At 73.3% G+C, this 20,312-nt stretch carries 18 protein-coding genes; 6 read left to right on the plus strand and 12 right to left on the minus strand.

Going from position 1 to position 20,312, the window contains the following annotated elements:
• Positions 1-142: 142 nt before the first annotated feature.
• Genes ACF061_RS26885 through ACF061_RS26905 form a run of 5 tightly spaced genes read left to right on the plus strand, consistent with a single transcriptional unit; the run spans position 143 to position 4,433 of the window.
• Positions 143-1,144: a GDP-mannose 4,6-dehydratase gene (locus ACF061_RS26885; RefSeq protein ID WP_392269546.1), complete on the plus strand. Its 1,002-nt coding sequence runs from the start codon at positions 143-145 to the stop codon at positions 1,142-1,144.
• A 31-nt stretch (positions 1,145-1,175) separates the two neighbouring features.
• A complete protein-coding gene (locus ACF061_RS26890; protein WP_392269547.1) occupies positions 1,176-1,889 on the plus strand; it encodes an NDP-sugar synthase in 714 nt (237 codons plus the stop codon).
• An 8-nt stretch (positions 1,890-1,897) separates the two neighbouring features.
• Positions 1,898-2,821 carry an NAD-dependent epimerase/dehydratase family protein gene (locus ACF061_RS26895; protein WP_392269548.1) on the plus strand — a complete coding sequence of 308 codons (924 nt, stop codon included), beginning with the start codon at positions 1,898-1,900 and terminating at the stop codon, positions 2,819-2,821.
• Positions 2,818-3,480 carry a spherulation-specific family 4 protein gene (locus ACF061_RS26900; protein ID WP_392269549.1) on the plus strand — a complete coding sequence of 221 codons (663 nt, stop codon included), beginning with the start codon at positions 2,818-2,820 and terminating at the stop codon, positions 3,478-3,480. The genes ACF061_RS26895 and ACF061_RS26900 overlap by 4 nt, the downstream gene beginning before the upstream one ends.
• On the plus strand, positions 3,477-4,433 hold the full coding sequence (locus tag ACF061_RS26905) for an endo alpha-1,4 polygalactosaminidase (RefSeq protein ID WP_392269550.1): 957 nt from the start codon (positions 3,477-3,479) through the stop codon (positions 4,431-4,433). The genes ACF061_RS26900 and ACF061_RS26905 overlap by 4 nt, the downstream gene beginning before the upstream one ends.
• Before the next feature lie 249 nt (positions 4,434-4,682).
• Here the strand turns inward: ACF061_RS26905 and ACF061_RS26910 are convergent, their stop codons facing one another.
• From ACF061_RS26910 to ACF061_RS26950, 9 genes are all read right to left on the minus strand, one after another.
• Positions 4,683-5,879, minus strand: coding sequence for a cytochrome P450 (locus tag ACF061_RS26910; RefSeq protein WP_392269551.1), 1,197 nt, complete (start codon positions 5,877-5,879; stop codon positions 4,683-4,685).
• A gap of 172 nt (positions 5,880-6,051) precedes the next feature.
• The gene (locus ACF061_RS26915) at positions 6,052-6,981 is read right to left on the minus strand and encodes a Rieske 2Fe-2S domain-containing protein (protein WP_392269552.1); all 930 of its coding nucleotides are present in this window, start codon (positions 6,979-6,981) and stop codon (positions 6,052-6,054) included.
• Between the two features lie 146 nt (positions 6,982-7,127).
• A complete protein-coding gene (locus tag ACF061_RS26920) occupies positions 7,128-7,331 on the minus strand; it encodes a hypothetical protein (protein ID WP_392269553.1) in 204 nt (67 codons plus the stop codon).
• 48 nt (positions 7,332-7,379) lie between these two features.
• On the minus strand, positions 7,380-8,609 hold the full coding sequence (locus tag ACF061_RS26925) for a spore photoproduct lyase family protein (RefSeq protein WP_392269554.1): 1,230 nt from the start codon (positions 8,607-8,609) through the stop codon (positions 7,380-7,382).
• A 64-nt stretch (positions 8,610-8,673) separates the two neighbouring features.
• Entirely contained in the window at positions 8,674-8,907 is a 234-nt protein-coding gene (locus ACF061_RS26930) for a DUF2945 domain-containing protein (RefSeq protein ID WP_392269555.1), read from the minus strand.
• A 144-nt stretch (positions 8,908-9,051) separates the two neighbouring features.
• Complete coding sequence (locus ACF061_RS26935; protein WP_392269556.1) at positions 9,052-10,473, minus strand: NAD(P)/FAD-dependent oxidoreductase; 1,422 nt, start codon at positions 10,471-10,473, stop codon at positions 9,052-9,054.
• Positions 10,466-11,653: an MAB_1171c family putative transporter gene (locus tag ACF061_RS26940; RefSeq protein WP_392269557.1), complete on the minus strand. Its 1,188-nt coding sequence runs from the start codon at positions 11,651-11,653 to the stop codon at positions 10,466-10,468. Before ACF061_RS26940 ends, ACF061_RS26935 begins: the two co-directional genes overlap by 8 nt.
• Positions 11,650-12,261, minus strand: a complete 612-nt coding sequence (locus ACF061_RS26945) for a toxin (protein WP_392269558.1) — start codon at positions 12,259-12,261, stop codon at positions 11,650-11,652. Before ACF061_RS26945 ends, ACF061_RS26940 begins: the two co-directional genes overlap by 4 nt.
• A gap of 352 nt (positions 12,262-12,613) precedes the next feature.
• Complete coding sequence (locus ACF061_RS26950) at positions 12,614-15,163, minus strand: discoidin domain-containing protein (RefSeq protein ID WP_392269559.1); 2,550 nt, start codon at positions 15,161-15,163, stop codon at positions 12,614-12,616.
• 282 nt (positions 15,164-15,445) lie between these two features.
• On the opposite strand from ACF061_RS26950, the gene ACF061_RS26955 reads away from it, so the two are divergent.
• Entirely contained in the window at positions 15,446-16,018 is a 573-nt protein-coding gene (locus tag ACF061_RS26955) for a hypothetical protein (RefSeq protein WP_392269560.1), read from the plus strand.
• Between the two features lie 270 nt (positions 16,019-16,288).
• Here ACF061_RS26955 and katG read toward each other — a convergent pair whose 3' ends face one another.
• Genes katG through ACF061_RS26970 form a run of 3 tightly spaced genes read right to left on the minus strand, consistent with a single transcriptional unit; the run spans position 16,289 to position 19,969 of the window.
• Positions 16,289-18,520: a catalase/peroxidase HPI gene (gene katG, locus ACF061_RS26960; protein ID WP_392269561.1), complete on the minus strand. Its 2,232-nt coding sequence runs from the start codon at positions 18,518-18,520 to the stop codon at positions 16,289-16,291.
• 33 nt (positions 18,521-18,553) lie between these two features.
• Positions 18,554-18,991, minus strand: coding sequence for a Fur family transcriptional regulator (locus ACF061_RS26965; RefSeq protein WP_392269562.1), 438 nt, complete (start codon positions 18,989-18,991; stop codon positions 18,554-18,556).
• 33 nt (positions 18,992-19,024) lie between these two features.
• Complete coding sequence (locus tag ACF061_RS26970) at positions 19,025-19,969, minus strand: ion transporter (protein ID WP_392269563.1); 945 nt, start codon at positions 19,967-19,969, stop codon at positions 19,025-19,027.
• Between the last annotated feature and the right edge of the window lie 343 nt (positions 19,970-20,312).

Here is a 20,312-nt window from a genome sequence, read left to right on the forward strand (position 1 = left end):
CCCCAGGGCGCAGCGAGCGCGCCGGACACGCCACCGCCCCGCACGACTTCCCGGCACGAGCACCCCAACGGCCCTCCACGGGGCTCCCCGACCCGCTCCACCCGCTCCACGCCCCCGAAGACACCTCCGAAAGGACCAAGAGTTGACATCCGCACCGCTCGCCGCCGTCACCGGAGCCGAGGGCTTCATCGGCTCACACCTCACCGAGGCGCTCGTCGCCTCCGGGCACCGGGTCAGGGCCATGGCCCAGTACAACTCCTTCTCCTCCTACGGCTGGCTGGAGACCCTGCCCGCCGACGTCCTCGACCAGGTGGAGATCGTCCTCGGCGACGTCCGCGACCCGGGCTCCGTCCGCGGGCTGCTCGAAGGGGCCGACTGCGCCTACCACCTGGCGGCCCTCATCGCGATCCCGTACTCCTACCAGGCGCCGCACAGTTACGTGGACACCAACGTCACCGGCACGCTCAACGTGCTGGAGGCGGTGCGCGCCCTCGGCACTCCGCGGCTGGTGCACACCTCCACCAGCGAGACGTACGGCACCGCGCGGACCGTGCCGATCACCGAGGACCACCCCATCAACACACAGTCGCCGTACGCCGCTTCGAAGGCGGGCGGAGACCGGCTCGCCGACAGCTACCACGCCAGCTTCGGCACCCCGGTGGTGACGCTGCGGCCGTTCAACACCTTCGGGCCGCGCCAGTCGATGCGCGCGGTGATCCCCACCGTCATCGGCCAGGTCGCCGCCGGGCAGCGCACCATCACCCTCGGCGACCTGCGTCCCACCCGGGACTTCACCTACGTCAAGGACACCGCGCGGGCGTTCCTCGCGGTGGGCACGGCCGAGGCCGAGCGGGTGGTGGGGCGCACCTTCAACGCCGGGACGGGCGGTGAGATCTCGGTCGGCGACCTCGTCGCGCTGATCGGCAAGGTGATGGACACCGCGCTGGACGTGCGCGAGGACGCCTCGCGGCTGCGGCCGGCGAACTCCGAGGTGATGCGGCTGGTCGCGGACGCGACGCGGCTGGCCGAGGCGACCGGCTGGCAGCCCACGCACAGTCTGGAACAGGGGCTCGCGCACACCGTGGAGTTCTTCCGCGACCCGGCGAACCTGGGCCGCTACAAGACCGGCATCTACAACATCTGACCCGTACGGCACGTCCACGAAGGAGAGGCCCATGCACGCAGTGATACTGGCCGGAGGCAAGGGCGTCCGGCTGCGGCCCTACACCACGGCGCTGCCCAAGCCGCTCGTGCCCATCGGCGACCAGCACGCCATCCTGGAGATCGTGCTGCGCCAGCTCTCCGCGGCCGGCTTCACCAGCTGCACCATCGCCATCGGCCACCTGGGCCAGATCATCCGCGCCTACGTCGGCAACGGCTCACAGTGGGGCATGAGCGTCGACTACTCCACCGAGGAGAGCCCCCTGGGCACCATGGGGCCGCTGCTGACCATGCGCGACCGCCTGCCCGAGACGTTCCTGGTGATGAACGGCGACGTCCTCACCGATCTCGACTACGCCGACGTCCTGCGCCGGCACCGGAGTTCGGGCGCGCCGCTGACCATCGCCACGTACGCCCGCCAGGTGCACATCGACTTCGGGGTGCTGACCACCGACGCCAGCAAGGTCGTCGCCTTCACCGAGAAACCCAGCATGGACTACCGCGTCTCGATGGGTGTCTACGGCCTGTCCCGTGCCACGCTCGACGGCTACACGCCCGGCCTGCCGCTGGGCTTCGACGAACTCGTCCTGGACCTGCTCGGGGACGGACGGCCGCCGCACGCCTACGAGTTCGACGGATACTGGCTGGACATCGGCCGCCCCGACGACTACGACCGGGCCAACGCCGAGTTCACCACCCGCAAGTCGCTTCTGCTCAAGGGAGCCTGAACCCCGATATGCGCATTCTCGTCCTCGGCGTCACCGGTTACCTGGGACGCCACGTCGCCGGACACCTGCGTTCCCTGCCCCAAGCGCGGGTGTTCGGCGCCGGACGCTCCCCCGGCGCCGGCATCGGCGTCGACCTCGGCAGCGACTCGCCGCGGCGGCTGGCCGAGACCCTGGCGACGGTCGGGCCGGACGCCGTCGTCAACTGCGCGGGCGCGACCGGCGGCGACGCCGTCACCCTCGCGGAGGTCAACGCCCGCGGTCCCGCCGTGCTCGCCGCCGCGCTGCGCGAGGCGGCCCCGGCCGCCCGGCTGGTGCACCTCGGCTCGGCCGCCGAGTACGGTCCCGGCCGGCCGGGGACGAAGGCGAAGGAGTCGGCGGCCACCTGCCCGCTCGGCCCGTACGGCGCCACCAAACTCGCGGGCACGGCCGCGGTGACCGCCTCCGGTCTGGACGCGGTGGTGCTGCGGGTGGGCAACCCGGTGGGCCCCGGGGCGCCCGCCACCGGGCTGCCCGGCCGGATGGCCGCGCTGCTGCGCGCGGCCGGCCCGGACCCGGCGGCGGAGCTGCGGCTCGGCGACCTGTCCGCGTACCGCGACTTCGTCGACGTACGGGACGTCGCCCGGGCGGCGGCGCTCGCGGTCACGGCCACCGGGCCGCTGCCGCCGGTGCTCAACATCGGCGGTGGCGAGGCCGTCCGGGTGCGCGAGCTGGTGCGGCGGCTGGCCGACGCGGCCGGTTTCCGGGGACGGATCCTGGAGGAGGGGGACGGCTCGGCACGCTCGGCGGAGGTGTCCTGGCAGTGCTCCGACGTCTCCGCGGCCGCCACCGCCCTGGGCTGGCGGCCGTCCCGCACCCTCGACGAGTCGCTGGCCGCGCTGTGGGCGGCCACGGAGGCGGATCCGGGCTCTCCGGGAGGCGACGGCACGCCATGAGTCTGCTGATCCCGCTGTACGTCCACCCGGCCGAGGACCCGGGCGCATGGCACCGGCTGATCACGGCGGCGGCCGGCACCTACGCGGTCGTGCTGAACCCGGCCAGCGGACCGGGCGCGGCCCCCGATCCGGCGTTCGCCGCGGTGGCCGGCGCGCTCCGGGAGGCCGGCGCCCGGCTGCTCGGCTACGTGGACACCGACTACGGGGCGCGTGATCCGGCCGAGGTCGCCGACGACGTGCGCCGGCACCGGCAGTGGTACGCGGCCGACGGCGCCTTCCTGGACCGGGTGACCGCGGCGCCGGACGGGCTGGCCGCCTGCCGCAGGCTGGTCCGGTCGGTCCGCCGGCTCGGCGCCGGGACGGTGGTGCTCAACCCGGGCGTCCATCCCGCGCCCGGTTACGCCCGCCTGGCCGATCTGACGATCACCTTCGAGGGGCACTGGTCGACCTATGTGTCGGCGTTCAGCCGCCCGGCCTGGGCGGCCCGGCTCCAGCCCGAACGGCTGTGCCACCTCGTCTACGGAGTTCCGGAGGCGCTCGTGCCGCTGGCCGTGCGGACCGCGCGCGAGCGCGGTGCGGCGGTGTGCGGACCGGTGACGGCGGAACCACCCAATCCGTGGGTCGAGTTGACCCCGGCCCTGACCGGGACGGAGCGATGAGGAAGACGGTACTGACGTGCGCGGCCCTGCTGGCCGCGCTGACGGCCTCCGCGCTGGCCGGGTGCTCCGGCACGGACCGGGACAGGGGCGCCGGCCGGCCGCCCGGCACGCCCGGCACACATGGCACGACGCCCGGCACGCCCGGCGCGCCCCGCACGACGCCCGGACCCGGGCCGGACCGGCCGACGGCCCCCCGCACGACGCGACCGCCCACGGCCGGGGGCAGCGCCTCACCGTCCGGTGGCCCGCACAAGGCGCTGTGGCGGCCGCGTCCGGGCCTGGCCTGGCAGTGGCAGCTCGACGGGAAGGTCGACCCGTCGGCCGACGTGCCCGTCTACGACATCGACGGTTTCGAGAACTCCGCGGCGGACGTGGCCCGCCTGCACCGTGCCGGCCGCAAGGTGATCTGCTACGTCAACGTCGGGGCCTGGGAGGACTTCCGGCCCGACAAGGACGCCTTCCCCCGGTCGGTGCTCGGCGCGGTCAACGGGTGGCGGGGCGAGCGCTGGCTGGACATCCGCCGGGTCCGAGTACTGCGTCCGATCATGGAGCGGCGGTTCGACATGTGCCGGGACAAGGGCTTCGACGCGGTGGAACCCGATCTGGTGGAGGGCTACGGCAACCGCACCGGCTTCCCGCTCACGGCGGACGACCAGTTGCGCTACAACCGCGTGATCGCCGACATCGCGCACGAACGGGGCCTGGCGGTGGGCCTGAAGAACGACCTGCCGCAGATTCCGCAGCTCGTGGCCGACTTCGACTTCGCCGTCAACGAGGAGTGCGCGCAGTACGACGAGTGCGCACGCCTGACCCCGTTCGTCGAGGCCGGCAAGGCGGTCTTCCACGTGGAGTACGAGGAGCCGACCAGCGACTTCTGTCCCGAGTCCCGGAAACTGAACCTGTCCTCGATGCTGAAGAAGCCGGAACTCGGGGTGTGGCGCGAGCCTTGCTGACCTGCCGCCCCGGCCTGCCCCGGGAGCCGGGCCGGCGTCCGCGCGGGCACGTCGCCACCGGACCACCGGGCCACGCCACCGGACCACCGGCCCCGCGGACCACCGGCCACCGGACCACCGGACCACCGGCCACCGGGCCACCGGGCCACCGGGCCACCAGGCCACCAGGCCACCAGGCCACCAGGCCACCAGGCCACCAGGCCACCAGGCCACCAGGCCACCAGGCCACCAGGCCACCCGGCCACCGGGCTACCGGGTGAACCGTACGGGCAGGCTGCGCGGGCCGCGGATCATCATGCCCGGACGCCAGGTGATCGCCGCCGGATGGATGTCCAGGGCCAGGTCGGGACAGCGCTCCAGCAGCGTCCGGAGGGCGATCCGACCCTCCAGGCGGGCCAGCGGGGCACCCAGGCAGTGGTGGATGCCGTGGCCGAAGGACACATGGCCGCGCGCGTCCCGGGAGATGTCGAAGCGATGGGGCTCGGTGAAGCGCGCCGGATCCCGGTTGGCGTCCGCGATGGCGACGAGGACGACTTCGCCGCCGCCGGGGACGACGGTGCCGCCGATGGTCACCGGGTCGGTGGTGAAACGGAAGGTGGGGGTCTCCAGGGGGCCTTCGTAGCGCAGCGTCTCCTCGACGGCGGCGTCCACGAGCGAGAGGTCCGCGCGCAGGGCGGCCAGTTGTTCGGGGTGGGTCAGCAGGGCGAGGACCGCGTTGGAGACGAGGTTCACGGTGGTCTCGTGGCCCGCGACCAGCAGCAGCCAGGCCATGCCGACCAGTTCGTCGTGGGAGAGGCCGTCACCGTCCTCGTCCACGCCGTGGATGAGCGCGCTCAGCAGGTCCTCGCCGGGCCGTCGGCGCTTGCCGGCGACCAGTTCCCCCACGTACCGCGCCATGGAGACCGACGCGGCGCGGCGGTCCGCGGGATCGGTGGCTCCGATCGCGTCGTTCGACCAGGTCCTGAAGGACTCGCGGTCCAGGTCCGGGACGCCGAGGAGTTCGCAGATCACCGAGATCGGCAGCGGGAAGGACAGCGCCTCGACGAGGTCGGCGCGTCCGTCGGGCGCGGTGAGCATCGTGTCCAGGAGCGCGTCGGTGATCTTCTGGACGCGCGGGCCGAGTTCGTCCACCCGGCGGGGGGTGAACTCGCGGGAGACCAGTCTGCGCAGTCTCGTGTGGTCCGGCGGGTCGGCCCTGAGCATGTGGAAGCCGGAGGAGACGGAGCCCACGGGCAGTGAGGGGGACGCCTTGCTCCAGTCCTTGGAGAGTCTGGGGTCCGCGAGTGCGGCGCGCCCGGCCTCGTATCCGACGACGAGCCAGGCCTCCGCCCCGCCTTCGGGCATCCGGATGCGGTGCACCGGCCCCTCGGCCCGTAACCGGGCGTAGACCGGGTAGGGGTCGCGGGTGAACGACTCGCCGAGCGCGGCGAGGTCGACGATGCGCACGGGCCACCACCTCACTGGTCGGGACGTGGGTACGGTCGGCGCACCACGGACGCGTCGGCGTCCGACCGTCCACCGACTGTAGCCCGCGCGGCCGTCCGGTGGACCCCGTCCTGCGGCGATCGTCACGGGCGCACCCCGCCCCGTGTGGGCGGGGTGCGGGCGGTGCGGCCGGTCAGCGGGTGCGCAGCCGGGCCTCGACACGGCTGTCGACGATGCGGGTGTCGAAGGCGGGCTGGGGCGCGGTGGCCGGGCCCTCGACGTTCCAGCCGTCGGACAGGCGGAAGACGCTGCCGTGCCAGGGACAGCGCAGACAGCCCTGTTCCACCGTGCCCTCCGAGAGGGGCCCGGCCATGTGGCTGCACCGTTCGGCCAGCACGTACACCGTCCGGGGGCCCTGCCGGACCACGACCACGGCGATGCCGTCGATCTCGCGCTGCACGGGCCGGCCGTCGGGCAGGTCGGCGACGTCGGCGACCGGGTGCCAGCCCGGCGAGACCAGGTGCGGCACGTGTTCGGCGTGGTTGGCGCCGGACGCCTGCCGGTAGGCCAGGTGCCCGCCCAGCGCGCCGCCCGCACCGACCGCGCCCAGTCCGGCCAGTCCCAGCAGCTTTCCGAGTCCCTCCCGGCCGCGCAGGCGCGCCGTGAGGGATCCGGTGTACAGGGCGATGGCCGTGGCGTTGGCGGCGGCGTGCACGGCCCCGACGCGCATCTGCTGGCGGTGCAGCTCCGCCCAGTCCACCCAGCCCGCCACGGCGGCCGGTACGGCGGTCAGCAACCCGGTGGCGATCAGCGTGCGCACGGCACGGCGTTGCCCCGGGATCACGTCGAGGACGGCCGCCGACAGCCAGCTGCCGATCGGCAGCTGCACCATGACCGGATGGACGGGGTGGCCCAGCCACCGCCCGTGCAGCCCGTCCCTGGCCCTGCCGAGGGGCACGCCTCGGACGGCGTCGCGGATCGTGTCGAGCATCCGGTCGGCTCCGGCGAAGCGCTCGAGCCGGTCGAGACCGCGCAGGATGCGGCCGGGGCCGGCTTCGTCGGGCAGAAACCGGCCGGCTGCCGTCGCTGCGCGGTGGGTACGGGAACGGGTGTTGTGTGTCATGGGTGCCGAGTAGCCCGATGTGCCCGGGGGCAATCGGCTGCCGGGCACGCTCACCGCCCGGCCCCGGCGGGCCCTGCCGGGGCGGCGTCAGGCCCGTGCCGGCCCAGCGCACGGGCCCGTGCCGGCACCAGCGCGTGAGACCGCGCTCAGGGGCTCGGGAACGCGGCCTCCTGGAGGCCGCCGCGGCCCCCGCCGACGGCCGCCGGACCCTCCTCACCCTGATTGACCGGGGCCGTCGCGCCGTCCACCACCGAGCCGCCCAGTCCGCCGAGCAGGCCGTCGCCGCGGCGCTGTCCGATCCCGGGCAGGCCCGGCGGGTCGTGGGCCTGCTGGACGAGCTCGCCTGCCATCTGCTCCCCTGACCGGTCTGGCGGCGGCCGGCACGCCGGGCCGGGCGCTCAGAAGGCGTAGCGCAGGGTGAGCCAGGGGGCGTGGGCCGCGATCAGCTCGCGCAGCCGCCGCACCGCGGGCCCCTTCACCCCGGTGCGATAGCGCACGTTGCTCCCGCCGTTCTGCGACTGCTTGGCCTGCTGCACGTCGGGGCGCCACAGCAGCTCCTCGGCGCGCGGGTGCCAGCCCAGGTTGACCTCGTGCAGCCCGCGGTTGTGGGTGAGCAGGATGACCTCGGCGGCGGCCTGCGCCTTCACGGCCGGTGGCAGCACGTCGTCCATGTGCCGCAGAAGCTCGGTCCAGGCCGCCTCCCAGCCGGGCCGCAGCACCACCGGCGACAGGTTGAAGTGCACCTCGTACCCGGCTTCCAGGAAGTCCCCGGCGGCGGCGATCCGCTCGGCGACCGGGCTGCAGCGGATGTCCAGCAGCCTGGAGTCCTCCGGCGGCATCACCGAGAACCGGACACGGGTGCGTCCGCGCGGATCGAGGCGGAGCAGGTCACGGTTGACGAACTTGGTGGCGAAGCTGGCCTTGGCGGTCGGCCAGGACCGGAAGGCGTGGATCAGATCGGCGGTGTTGTCGCAGATCAGCGCATCGACGGAGCAGTCGCCGTTCTCGCCGACGTCGTAGACCCAGGCGTCGGGGTCGCACTGGTTGGGCTCGGGCTTGGACCCCTGGCCGGCGATGTGACGGTCCAGGTGGGCGACGATCCGGTCGATGTTGGTGAAGACGGTGATCGGGTTGGCGTAGCCCTTGCGGCGCGGCACGTAGCAGTAGGCGCAGGCCATGGCGCAGCCGTTGGAGGCGCCGGGGGCGATCCAGTCGGCGGAGCGGCCGTTGGGCCGGGTGGTGAGCGTCTTGCGGACTCCCAGGACCAGGGTCTCGGTCTTCACCCGTACCCACCGCTCGACGTTGCCCTCGTTGCCGTGCAGGTGCGGAACGCGCCAGTGGGAGTCCACCTCGACCAGGCGGGCCCGCGGGAAGCGTGCCAGGACCTGCCGGCCGCGCGGCGAGGCCGCCGCCTCGGGTTCCGCGTGGATCTCGCGGACGTCGAGCAGCCGGGCGGCCGCCGGGCCCGGGGCGGTGCGCCCGGACCCGGGTTCGCGCGCCGGTGCGCCGGACCAGGGGCCGGGTGCGGGCCCGGGCTCGTGGCCGGGCCCGGATGCGGGCTCGTTCAGGAGATCGCCGAGGGAGAAGAGGCTGTCCTGCCGCGAGCCGGCGTGGTCGGAGGGGGGCATGCGCGTTCCGGGGTGGGGGTGGAAGGTGCGGGGCAGCGTCCATTGTCCCCCGCCCGGCCCCGTACTACTTCTTCCTCTTCTTCAGGGCCGACGGCTTGTGCACCGCCGAGCGGCCGGACTTGTCGCTGCGCACCTCGTACTGGGGGTCGTCGGGCGAGGCGGCCACGGTGCGGCCCGCCGCCTCCGTCCTCTCGGTGATCTTCTTCTCCACCGTGCCCGTGGTCTCGCTGCCGTGACTGCGCCAGGCGACCTTGTCGCCCTTGGCCGGATCCTTCTTCCGGGAGGTGTCCTTCGCCATGGTCGTGCTCCTCACCGACGCGGTGGGACCGCGTCCGCGTTCCACCCTGCTCGCCCGCGCCGCTGCCCGCACATCGGCGAGCGCCGCTCGGCGTGGCGGGCGGCAGGCCGGCGGTGCCTCCCCGCGGGGGCGGCGCCGCCGTGGTCAGGCCCGCACGTCCCGGCGCACGGCGCCGGCCGCCCCCCGTTCCGCCGCGGTCAGCGGCGGCTGCTGGAGGTGGTGACGCTTCGGACCCAGCAGCATGGGCAGGAGCATGTCGGCGGAGAAGAGCCGGGTGGCCGGCTTCTCCAGGCTCATCACGTCCAGCAGGGCGCCGAGCGCGCGCGGGTTGCGCGCCCCGGTGGCCACGGCCCGGTCGACGAACCGGGCGAGGAGCCGCTCCACGGCGGTGGGCGGTGTGTCGGTGGCGCCCGGGTAGAACGCGTCCTGCCCGACGGCGAGGTCCCAGGCGCCGGCCACCGGACGGGACGCGGCCCGCTGGAGGCGGCGCGCGGTGCCGGGGGCGGTGACGGCGGTGGTGCGCAGGACGTCCCGCAGGGCGAGGGCGCACTGGGCGGCGACGGTCAGGCCGTGCCCGTAGACGGGGTTGTACGCGGCGACTGCGTCGCCGACGACGACGAAGCCCTCGGGCCAGTGCTTCATCTTCTCGTAGTAGCGGCGGTGGTTGGCCGTGCTGCGGCTGATGGCGACGTCCTCGAGCGGCTCGGCGTCCTTGAGCAGGGTGCCGATGACGGGGTCGTCGAGTCCGAGGGCGAAGTCCACGAACGCGTCCGGGTCACCGGTCGGTTCGGCGCCGCGGGTGCCGGCGAGGGTGACGATCCACCGGTCGCCCTCGATCGGCAGGATGATGCCGCCCCGGCCCGGCGCCTTGGCCGGGTTGGCCTGCACGTTGACCAGGGGGAAGTCGATGCCCGCGGTGCTGCCGGGGGCGCGGTGCAGGCGCGTGGCGTAGGTGACCCCGGCGTCGACCTTCCGTTCCGGTACGCGGGGCAGGCCGAGGGCTTGGAGCCACTGCGGGGAGCGGGAGCCGCGGCCGGAGGCGTCGACGACCAGGTCGGCGGCGAGGGTGAGCTCGTCGCCGCCGGCGCGCACCCGCAGTCCGGTGACGCGGCCGGCGTCGCCCGTGGGCCCGAGGGCCGTGGTGCCCTGGCGGAGCGTGACGCGCTCGTGGGCGAGGACGCGGTCACGCAGTACGAAGTCGAGGAGGTCCCGGGAACTGACGAGGTTGCGGTGCCGGGTGGACAGGAAACGTCTGAACCAGACCTCGTTCGGGGCCCTGGAGACCATGTCGCCCATGATGTGGACCAGTCGGCCGCCGTTGGCCACGACATCCCCGACCACGCCGGGCAGCAGTTCGTCGAAGGCCCGTACGCCGCCGCTCCAGACGAGGTGGGCGTGCCGGGCCTGGGGCACGCCCCGACGCGACTCGACCCGGTCGGGGAGGACGTCGCGCTCCACGACCGTGACGTCGGCGAACTCGGTGAGCGCGGCGGCGGCGAAGAGACCGGCGGCGCTCGCGCCAATGACGACGGCGGTGGGCCGGCCGGTGGTGGCTCTGTCAGGCATGGACGTTCAGGCTTTCTGTGCTGGTCGCCCGCCGGCGGACGCCGTCGACGGTGCGGGGGTGGCGGAGGGCGAGTGAGACGGCGTCGATCCGGTCGCTCAGGTCGGCGCCGGTCCGCGACGGCCGGGCGCCGGGGGCCGGGGCCCCGCCACGACAGGCGTCGACGGCCGCCAGGACGGCGACGGCCCCGGCGAGGCCGTGCGCCTTGGACTCGCCGTGCGTGGCCGCCGCCGCCCGGTGGGCCCGTTCGTACAGGCCGTGGTCGAGGTGGGGGGCGAGCAGTCGCAGCGCGTCGTGGATGCGCTGCCGACGTTGCAGCAGGCGCAGGTCCAGCGGCGACCAGAAGCCGATGCGGGCCCTCGCCGCGGCGGGCGCGAGGACCCGGAGCGTACGGCACAGCGGCCGCAGGCGCCGGTATTCGGCCCCGTCGCGCACCCAGTTCGTCAGGGCGGGTCCGGCCTGCGGCACGATGAATCCGAGGGCCATCAGCGTCGCCTGCGCCAGCGCGAAGGGGGGCGCCGTGCGGGTGCTCAGGACGTCCCAGTCCGTGCCCGACCACCGGGCGGCCACGGCGGTCAGCTTCGTGCCGTCGAAGACCAGGCCGGAGGCGAATCCGAGCTGGAGGAGGACGACTCCGGTTCTCAGCCAGGGGTTCGCGATCTGCGGGAACCACTTCCACAGCAGGCGGGTGGAGACCAGGCAGGAGACCAGGTGCGCCAGCAGGTAGAGCAGGATGTGCTCGCGCATCCAGGGTGTGCCGGCGTAGTAGGTGTCCAGGTCGTAGATCCGGGGCACGGGTGTCCTGGCGAGCAGGAACGTGGTCCACAGACCGACGACGACGGCGGCGTACGCCCAGTAGAGGCGGCGGATCGTGCGCCGCCGCCGTTCGGAGGGCGCCTCCCGCCAGCGGATGATCATGGCAAGGCCGGTGGCGCACGACGCGGTGAGGAACGAGTACGCCCAGGGCGACGCGATGTTGGGCACGCCGGTCAGCCGGTTGAGCCGGTCGATGTTGACGGGTGTGATGACGACGAGGACGGCCGTGGCCCACAGCAGCAGCAGGGTGGTCGCCCGCACCTCGGCGTCGCGCCAGGCGCGGACGAAGGTCGGCACTTTGACGAACAGGGCGACCGCCAGGAGGACGGTCGGGACCGCGTAGGGGATGTGGAAGTGGGAGTTCATCCCAGGATGCGTCCTCCGCGGTTGAGGAGCGACAGGTTGATGCGGCCCTCCACGGTCGCCGGGCTGACGGGGCCCTCGGCGTAGCGGCCGGTCATCCAGGTGCGGACCTCGCGGCCGAAGAGCAGGCCGAAGGTCTCGGCCTCCGCCTCGTGGTCATCGGCCGAGTCGGCCCGCGCGGCCGCCGCCACCAGGGCTTCGCGGGGTACTTCCGCGGCGGCCAGGATCCGCTCCGCGGCCCGGCGCAGCACCTCGGGCGACTGGCGGGCCGTGAGCGGCCGGGCGGCCGCCTGCGGCCCGGACTCGTGGAGTCCGCAGTGGCCGTACTCCTCGTGCCACAGCTCGTGTCCGAGAATGACCAGTTGCGCCTCGGGCACGGTGTCGTCCTCGACGACGATGAGCGACCGGTCCCCGCAGTCCAGACGCATGCCCGACACGGGGATGTCCGGCGGGAAGGTGCGGAAGGCGAGCTGGACGGGCCGGCCCGCGCGGACGCTCATGGCCCGGCAGAACTCCCGCATGACGTCCTTGGGTTCGGCCGGACGCCGGACGGACCTGGACGCTTCCCCGGCCAGGGCGGTGAGCAGCGACTTCATCGCCTTGGTGGTCATCGGCCGGTGTCTCCCTCCTGAGGCGGCACCGACCTCGGAGCTCACGCCGTATCGGCTCGTCGGGAACGCATCTCGCACCTTACGTGTTCCGTGCGGCGCCCAGCGACCGTTTCCCGGCCAAAACGATCGCGCGCCGCGGGGCCCCGCCCGTCGCCCGCCGTGCCCGGGCGGAAGCCGGCCGGTTCCCCGGTCCGGCCACCGCCCGGCCGGGCGCCCGGAAGGCCGCGCGGGAGGTGGGCGTGTGTGCCGGGCGGGACCGCACCGGTCCTGCCCGGCGCGGTGTGCGACGGGTCCGGGGTGGCCGGCTCGCCGCACACCGTCGTGCCCGCGGGCGCGGGCCGGGTGCTCCCGGTCAGGGGAACAGGGTCACCTTGGAGGGCACGGTGTCCGTGCCCGAGGTGGGTGCGCCGGTGGCGTTGACGACGTGGGCGTACTGGCCCTTGCCGCCGAGCGAGATCACCAGCAGGTCGTGCATCTTGACGCCCTGCTTGACCGGCACCTGGAAGCCGTGCGCCTGCACGATCGTCGGATCGGCCGTGTAATTGCAGTAGCTGCCCAGGCCCCATGCCTCGTGCGTGTTCACCGAGTCGGCGACCTTGTAGGCCGCGTAGCCGACGATGCCGTCGTGGGTGATGGCGGCCGCGTTCGGCGCGTCGTAGGCCTTCTCGTTCTGGAAGAAGATCGTCCGGCCGCGCTCCCCGCTCCAGTAGACGTCGTACTTGTTGAAGTGTTCGACGAACAGACCGGTGGCGAGTACGTCGTCGCCGTTGACGCGCAGACCGTAGTCGGCGCGGTTGGTGTCCCAGCCGACGCCGCTGCCGTGGTCGGCGCGCCAGAGCCAGGTGTGGTCGATGATCACGTCGTCGCTGTTGACCACGACCGAGTTGGTGGCCAGGCCGGGTCCGGCGCCGCCGATGCGGACGAAGACGTCCTGCATGGTGGTGGGGTCGGCGGAGTGGTCGGCGGAGGAGCCGGGCTCGCCGATCCTCAGCAGTGTGTCGGAGTTGACGGGGCCCGCGTCGATGAGGAACCCGGCGAGCCGGACACCGTCGACGTCGGCCACGTGCATGGCGTCGACCCCGTTGTCCGGCACCAGGGTGGCCAGGCCCAGGCCGAGCACCACGGTGTCGGCCCGGGTGACCTCGACGGGCCGGTCGAGGTGGTAGACGCCCGGGGTGAACAGCAGGTTGAGGCCCTGCGCCAGCGCCTGGTTGATCGTGGCGGCCGTGGCGCCCGGCTTGACGACGTAGAACCGGTCGAGCGGGAGGGAGGTCCCCGCGTTCGCCGGCCACGACACCCCGCGCGCGTCGGTGCGCTTGGCGGGCACGAACACCTTGTAGGCGCCGCCGTCCAGGTAGAGGAACGGCTTCTCGCGGGAGACGGGTGTGGTGTCGAGCGTGGTGTACGGTCCGGAGTCGAAGTTGGTCGCCGGGGCGCCCTGGACGCCGGTGAACGTCATGTTCCACACGCCGTTGGTCCAGCCGCCGACCGAGCTGTCGCGGGTGTACCACTGCTGCTGGGAGTACGGGCCGACCGTCCCGTCGATCTTCGAGTCGGCGATGTAGCCGCCGGAGGCCCAGCCGTAGCCGTTCGGGGCGAGGTTGAGGCCGCCCTGGACGTGGATCCGGCGGAACGGCGCGGCCTGCGCGACGGCCCACCGGTCGGTGCCGTTGACCGGCTTGACGGCGAGGTTCTCCGCCGAACGCCAGAAGTTCTGGGTGGCGTTGCCGTTGAACCAGCCCGCGTCGACGGTGATGTCACCGTTGATCTGCGTGTCGTCCGGGTTGAGCCCCAGCCCGGATATCGAGGTGTAGAAGCCGAGTTGGGCGTTGATCCCGTTGTACGTGCCCGGCTTGAGCAGGAACTGGTAGCGGCCGGTGCCGAACTGGTTCGACTCCTGCTGGGCGAAGACCTGGTCGAACTTCTGCTGGAGGTTCGGCGTGGAGGGGTCGACCACGATCACGTTGGGGCCGAGGTCGCCACCGCCCTGGACCGGCCCGCTCCCGCCGGACGAACCCGTGTGAACGGCGACCTCCCACAGTGAGTAGCCGTAGCCCGTGGCGCGGGTCGTGCCGTACACACGCAGGTACCGGCCCGAACCGCTCACGTCGTAGGAGGCGGTGCCGCCGGTCGCGCCGGTGATGCTCCTCAGCGTGGTCCAGTCCCGGCCGTCCGCCGATGCCTGGATCTGGAAGTCCTTGGCGTAGGCGGCCTCCCAGGTCAGGTCGACCTTGCACAGGTCCTGGGCCGAGCCCAGGTCGACCTGCACCCACTGCGGGTCCGAGGCCGCGCTGGACCAGCGGGTGCCCGGGTCGCCGTCGAAGGCGGCGGAGGCGGGGGTGCCGGCGTTCTCCGTCGAGGAGGCCGAGGCGGGCCTGCCCTTGGCGGCGTTCGCGGTGCCGCAGGAGGCGGGGGCGGAGCCGCCGCCGGCGGTGCCGAAGACCTGGAACTCCCAGAGGGAGTAGCCCCACTGGGTGGCCCGGTGGACGCCGTACATCCGGACGTAGCGGCCCTGGCCCGTGACATCGAGGGTGTCGACACCGCCGTCTCCGCCGGTCACGGACTTCAGGTCGGTCCAGCTGGTGCCGTCCGAAGAGATCTGGATCTTGTAGTCCTTGCCGTACGCCGCCTCCCAGTCGAGGACCACGCGGGTCACCGAGGCCGTGGCGCCGAGATCGACCTGGAGCCACTGGGCGTCCGTGGCGGCCGAGGACCAGCGGGTGCCGGTGTTCCCGTCGACGGCGTAGGCGGCCGGGGTACCGCCGTTCTCGTCGGAGGACGAGGTGACGGACTTGCCCTGGGACAACGGGGTCTCGGCCGCGGCTGCCGCCGGGGCGTGGGCGGGGAGGGTGATGAGCGCTGCCGCTGCGGCGAGCGCGACACCCAAGGATCTGAGTCTCATGGGGGTCCCTGCTGGTGTGTCGGACGAGGGATGTGACGGGCGCGGAGCCGGTGGGGAGCTGCGTGCGACTCGACGACTCACGCCCATCGCTTAGTTCACGTCTTGATTTAACTCATGAGTCCACTGGGGCGGCAAGCCTTGGGACAGAGGAATCTTTCAAGCCTTGACGAGAGCGGGCCCGGGCGGGGCGGCGACGGCGTTCAGAAGGTGACGCGAGCGGCCCGGGCCGACTGAGTCGACGTACTCATGACACCTGCCGCCGCCACCCGGGATGATCGGGTCATGACCAAGATCGGAATGACTGGGGCCGGACGCGGGGTGCTGCCGCTTGCGGTACTGGCTCTGCTGGCGGCGGGGTGCGGGACGCAGCGGCCGGGTGACGACGCCGGCGCCCGCCCCTCCGCGCCGACCGTGAGGGCGACCGCGAGCGCCCTCGCCGACTTCCCGTGCCCCGGCGAGAGCCCCACGCCGACGTCGGCCGCCACCGCCTCCGGCCCCGCCGGAGCACCCACGGACCACTACGCCGAGAACCACGGCTTCAGGGTCCCGATCCCCCTGCACGGCCGGCTCCGCTGCGACGGACTGGCCGCCGTCGCCCGCGTCGAGAAGGCGCTGGAACCGCTGCGCGAGCGCGGTGACTTCGATCCGGACAGCACCCGCGACGTGCTCACCGGCCTCGGCTACCCGGCCGGGAAGGTGCGGTCCTACCAGAACGGCGACACCGGGGTCGGCTTCCTCGTCGACGCGGCGACGATGTGCCTGGAGGGCACGATGAACCGCACGGCCACCAAGGCGGACGCCTTCGGCGGCTATCCCGACGGCAGCGACTGCGAACCGCCCAGCGGCGGCCACTGACCCATGGCGGCGACGCGGTCCGGCCGGCGGCGCGGGCCCGCGGGGTGGGCTCCGCGGGGTGATGACGGTCAACGCACCGGGTGAACCGGCCCGGGTGCGGGCGGAGTCGAGACCCGCGGCGTCCCCGCGGGCGGGGGCGGTCCGTGCGCGGGGCGCCGCCGGTTTCCCGGCGGGTGGCGGCCGCCTCCCCCGGACTCCGTGCCGTCCGCCGGAGGGGAGTGAAAGGGCGTGCGGGCCGGCCCTGACGGGCCGGCCCGCACGCCGTGACGGTCAGACCAGGTCGAACCGGTCGAGGTTCATGACCTTCACCCAGGCGGCGACGAAGTCCGTCACGAACTTCTCCTTGGCGTCGTCGCTCGCGTAGACCTCGGCGAGCGCGCGCAGTTCGGAGTTCGACCCGAAGACGAGGTCGGCACGGCTGCCGGCCCACTTGACCTCGCCCGTGGCGGCGTCGCGCCCCTCGAAACCGGTCGCGTCCTCGGACGTCGCCTTCCACGTCGTGCCCATGTCGAGCAGGTTGACGAAGAAGTCGTTGGTCAGCACGCCGGGCGTCGCGGTGAGGACACCGAGCTGCGACTGCTGGTGGGTCGCGCCCAGGACGCGCAGACCACCGACGAGGACCGTCATCTCGGGAGCGCTGAGGGTCAGCAGGTTGGCGCGGTCGATCAGCAGGTACTCGGCCGGGAGCCGGCTGCCCTTGCCGAGGTAGTTGCGGAACCCGTCGGCGGCCGGCTCCAGCGCGGCGAACGACTCCACGTCCGTCTGCTCCTGGGCCGCGTCCACTCGGCCCGGCGTGAACGGCACCTCGACCTCGAAGCCCGCGTCCTTCGCGGCCCGCTCCACGCCCGCGCAGCCGGCGAGCACGATCAGATCGGCGAGCGAGACCCTCTTGCTCCCGCTCTGCGCGGAGTTGAACGCCTCCTGGACGCCCTCCAGGGTGCGCAGGACCGCCGCCAGCCGGTCGGGGTCGTTGACCTCCCAGCCGCGCTGCGGCTCCAGGCGGATCCGGGCGCCGTTGGCGCCGCCGCGCTTGTCGCTGCCGCGGAACGTCGAGGCGGACGCCCACGCGGTGGACACCAGCTCGGACACGGCGAGGCCGGAGTCGAGGACCTTGGCCTTGAGGGAGGCGACGTCCGCCGCGTCGACCAGCTCGTGCGTCACCTCGGGCAGCGGGTCCTGCCACAGCAGCGTCTCGCTGGGGACCTCCGGGCCGAGGTAGAGCGAGACGGGACCCATGTCACGGTGGGTCAGCTTGAACCAGGCCCGGGCGAAGGCGTCCGCGAACTGGTCGGGGTTCTCCAGGAAGCGCCGCGAGATCTGCTCGTACACCGGGTCGAAGCGGAGCGAGAGGTCGGTGGTGAGCATCGTCGGCGCGTGCCGCTTGGACGGGTCGTGGGCGTCGGGGACGGTCCCGGCGCCCGCGCCGTCCTTGGGCCGCCACTGGTTGGCGCCGGCCGGGCTCTTGAACAGCTCCCACTCGTAACCGAAGAGGATCTCGAAGAAGCTGTTGTCCCACGTCGTCGGGGTGGGCGTCCACGTCACCTCCAGACCACTGGTGATCGTGTCCCCGCCCTTGCCGGTGCCGAAGGTGTTCCGCCAGCCCAGGCCGCCCTCCTCCAGCGACGCGGCCTCGGGGTCGGGGCCGACGTGGTCCGCCGGACCGGCGCCGTGGGTCTTGCCGAAGGTGTGGCCGCCCGCGATCAGCGCGACCGTCTCCTCGTCGTTCATCGCCATCCGGCGGAACGTCTCGCGGATGTCGCGGGCCGCGGCGACCGGGTCCGGATTGCCGTTCGGGCCCTCGGGGTTGACGTAGATGAGGCCCATCTGGACGGCGCCGAGCGGATTCTCCAGCTCCCGGTCGCCGGTGTAGCGCTCGTCGCCGAGCCAGGTGGTCTCGGGGCCCCAGTAGACGTCCTCCTCGGCCTCCCAGACGTCCTCGCGTCCGCCGGCGAAGCCGAAGGTGGTGAAGCCCATCGACTCCAGGGCGACGTTGCCCGACAGGATCAGCAGGTCGGCCCACGACAGGTTGCGGCCGTACTTCTTCTTGACCGGCCACAGCAGACGGCGGGCCTTGTCGAGGTTGGCGTTGTCCGGCCAGCTGTTGAGCGGCGCGAAGCGCTGCTGGCCGGCGCCCGCGCCGCCGCGGCCGTCGCTGATGCGGTAGGTGCCGGCGCTGTGCCACGCCATGCGGATGATCAGCGGACCGTAGTGGCCGAAGTCGGCGGGCCACCAGTCCTGCGAGGTCGTCAGCACCTCGGCTATGTCCCGTTTCACGGCCGGCAGATCCAGGGACCGGAACGCCTCGGCGTAGTCGAAGCCGTCACCGAAGGGGTTGGCCACCGCGGGGTTCTTGGCGAGTATCTTCAGGTTGAGGCGCTCCGGCCACCACTGGCGGTTCCCGCCGCCCTGGGTCGGATGCGGGGCGCGGCCGTGCGCGACCGGGCAGCCGCCTGTCTCCTCCGTCTTGGCGTCGGTGACGATTGCGTCGTGGTTCTCGGACATGCGCATCCTTCCAAGCTGGGTGGATCACGGTGCTCAGGAACTGCGGGCGGTGGCACAGCCGGGGCACAGGCCCCAGTAGATGACCTCGGCCTCGTCGATCGCGAAGCCCCGGTCGTCGGCGGCGGTGAGGCAGGGCGCCCCGCCGGCCGCGCAGTCCACGTCGGCGACGGCGCCGCACGACCGGCACACGACGTGGTGGTGGTTGTCCCCGACGCGCCCCTCGAACCGGGCCGGGCTGCCGGCCGGTTCGATCCGGCGGACGAGTCCCGCCGCGGTGAGCGCGTGCAGGGCCTCGTACACGGCTTGCAGGGAAACGTGGCCGACACGGTCGCGCACCCCCGCGGCGATGGCCTCGGCACCGAGGTGGTCACCCTGCCGGACGGTCTCCAGGAGAGCGACCCGGGCGGCCGTCACCCGGAGGCCGGCACCACGCAACTCCTGTGCGGTGGTGGGTGGCTGGGCTGCCGTCATGACCGGCAACCTACCGTCACAAACACGAGCGGTTCAAGAAAACGAACGATGAAGGTCTGTGGCGGGCGGGGGCGGCGCCGACGGAGCGGGGGCGAGGTCCCGTTCGAGGTCGTCCAGGGCCCGGCGGGCCGCCGTGATCCGTTCGAGCAGCAGCCGCCGGTCCTCGGCGGCCGGCTCACGCGGTTCGCCCGGTCCGTCGCGCTCAGCCGGCTCGGACGGCTTGTCGCGCTCCATCTCGCGGGCCTCCTCGAGGGAGGTGAGGACCACGCCGATCAGTACGTTGACCAGGACGAAGGAGGCCAGCAGGACGTAGGAGGCGTAGTAGAGGAGGCTCCAGCGCGACACCTCCAGACCGCCGTGCACGGCGTCGCCGATGCCGTCCAGGGTCATCAGCAGGAAGAGGGTGAGCACGGCACGGCCGATGGAGCCGTAGTGTCCGGGATCCGCGCGGCCGAAGAAGACCCAGCCGACCATGGCGTACACGTACAGCAGGAGCGCGCCGACCAGGAGGAAGCTCAGCGTGCCGGGCAGGCTGCGGGCCACCGCGACCAGCACGATGCGCAGTTGGGGCAGGAAGCGGGCGGTGCGCAGCACGCGTGCCAGGCGCAGCAGCCGCAGCACGGTGGCGTTCTCGCGGACGACGGGCAGGAAGGCGCAGAGCACCACGGCGAGGTCGAAGAGGTTCCAGGGGTCCTTCCAGAAGTCGCGGGGGCGGTCGGCGTGGGCCGCCAGGCGCAGCAGGATCTCCGCGGTGAACGCGGCCAGGCAGACGTGCTCGGCCAGCCGTAACCAACGGTGCCACTCGGCGACCAGTCCGGGATAGGTCTCGACGCCCAGCAGCCCGGCGTTGACGAGGATGACCGCGAAGACCGCCAGGGCGAACCAGCGGGCCTCGGTGACGGTACGGCAGCGCTCGGCCAGTTCCCGACGGGAGGACCGCGGTGCGATGTCGGCTCTCTGGTGGTGCTGCTCCGGCATCTGACGCACTTGCTCCTTCACGCGTGGGACCCGAAACGATCTTCTACAGCACTGTAGATTGCCACAGGTCGCCACTGCCCTCGCCGCCGGATCCCCGCAGCCGTCGGCACCGCGGCGGTTTCCGGGGGGGGGCCGAGGCCGGGCCGGGGCCGGAACCGGGAGCGGTCCGGTTCCGGCCCTGCTGCCGTCGTGCCCGCCGTGCCGCCGCCGTGCCCGGTGGTCGTCCACCCGGCGCCGACGGCGGGAGGACCGCGGTGGCGGGACGGCCGCGGCGGCAGCGATCCTCCGTCCCGACCGCGGCCCCGGTGTCCTCCGCCGCTCGCCGAGCCGCCCGCTCGCGCCC

It is taken from the genome of Streptomyces sp. NPDC015220 (assembly GCF_043079345.1).
Classification (GTDB): Bacteria; Actinomycetota; Actinomycetes; order Streptomycetales; family Streptomycetaceae; genus Streptomyces.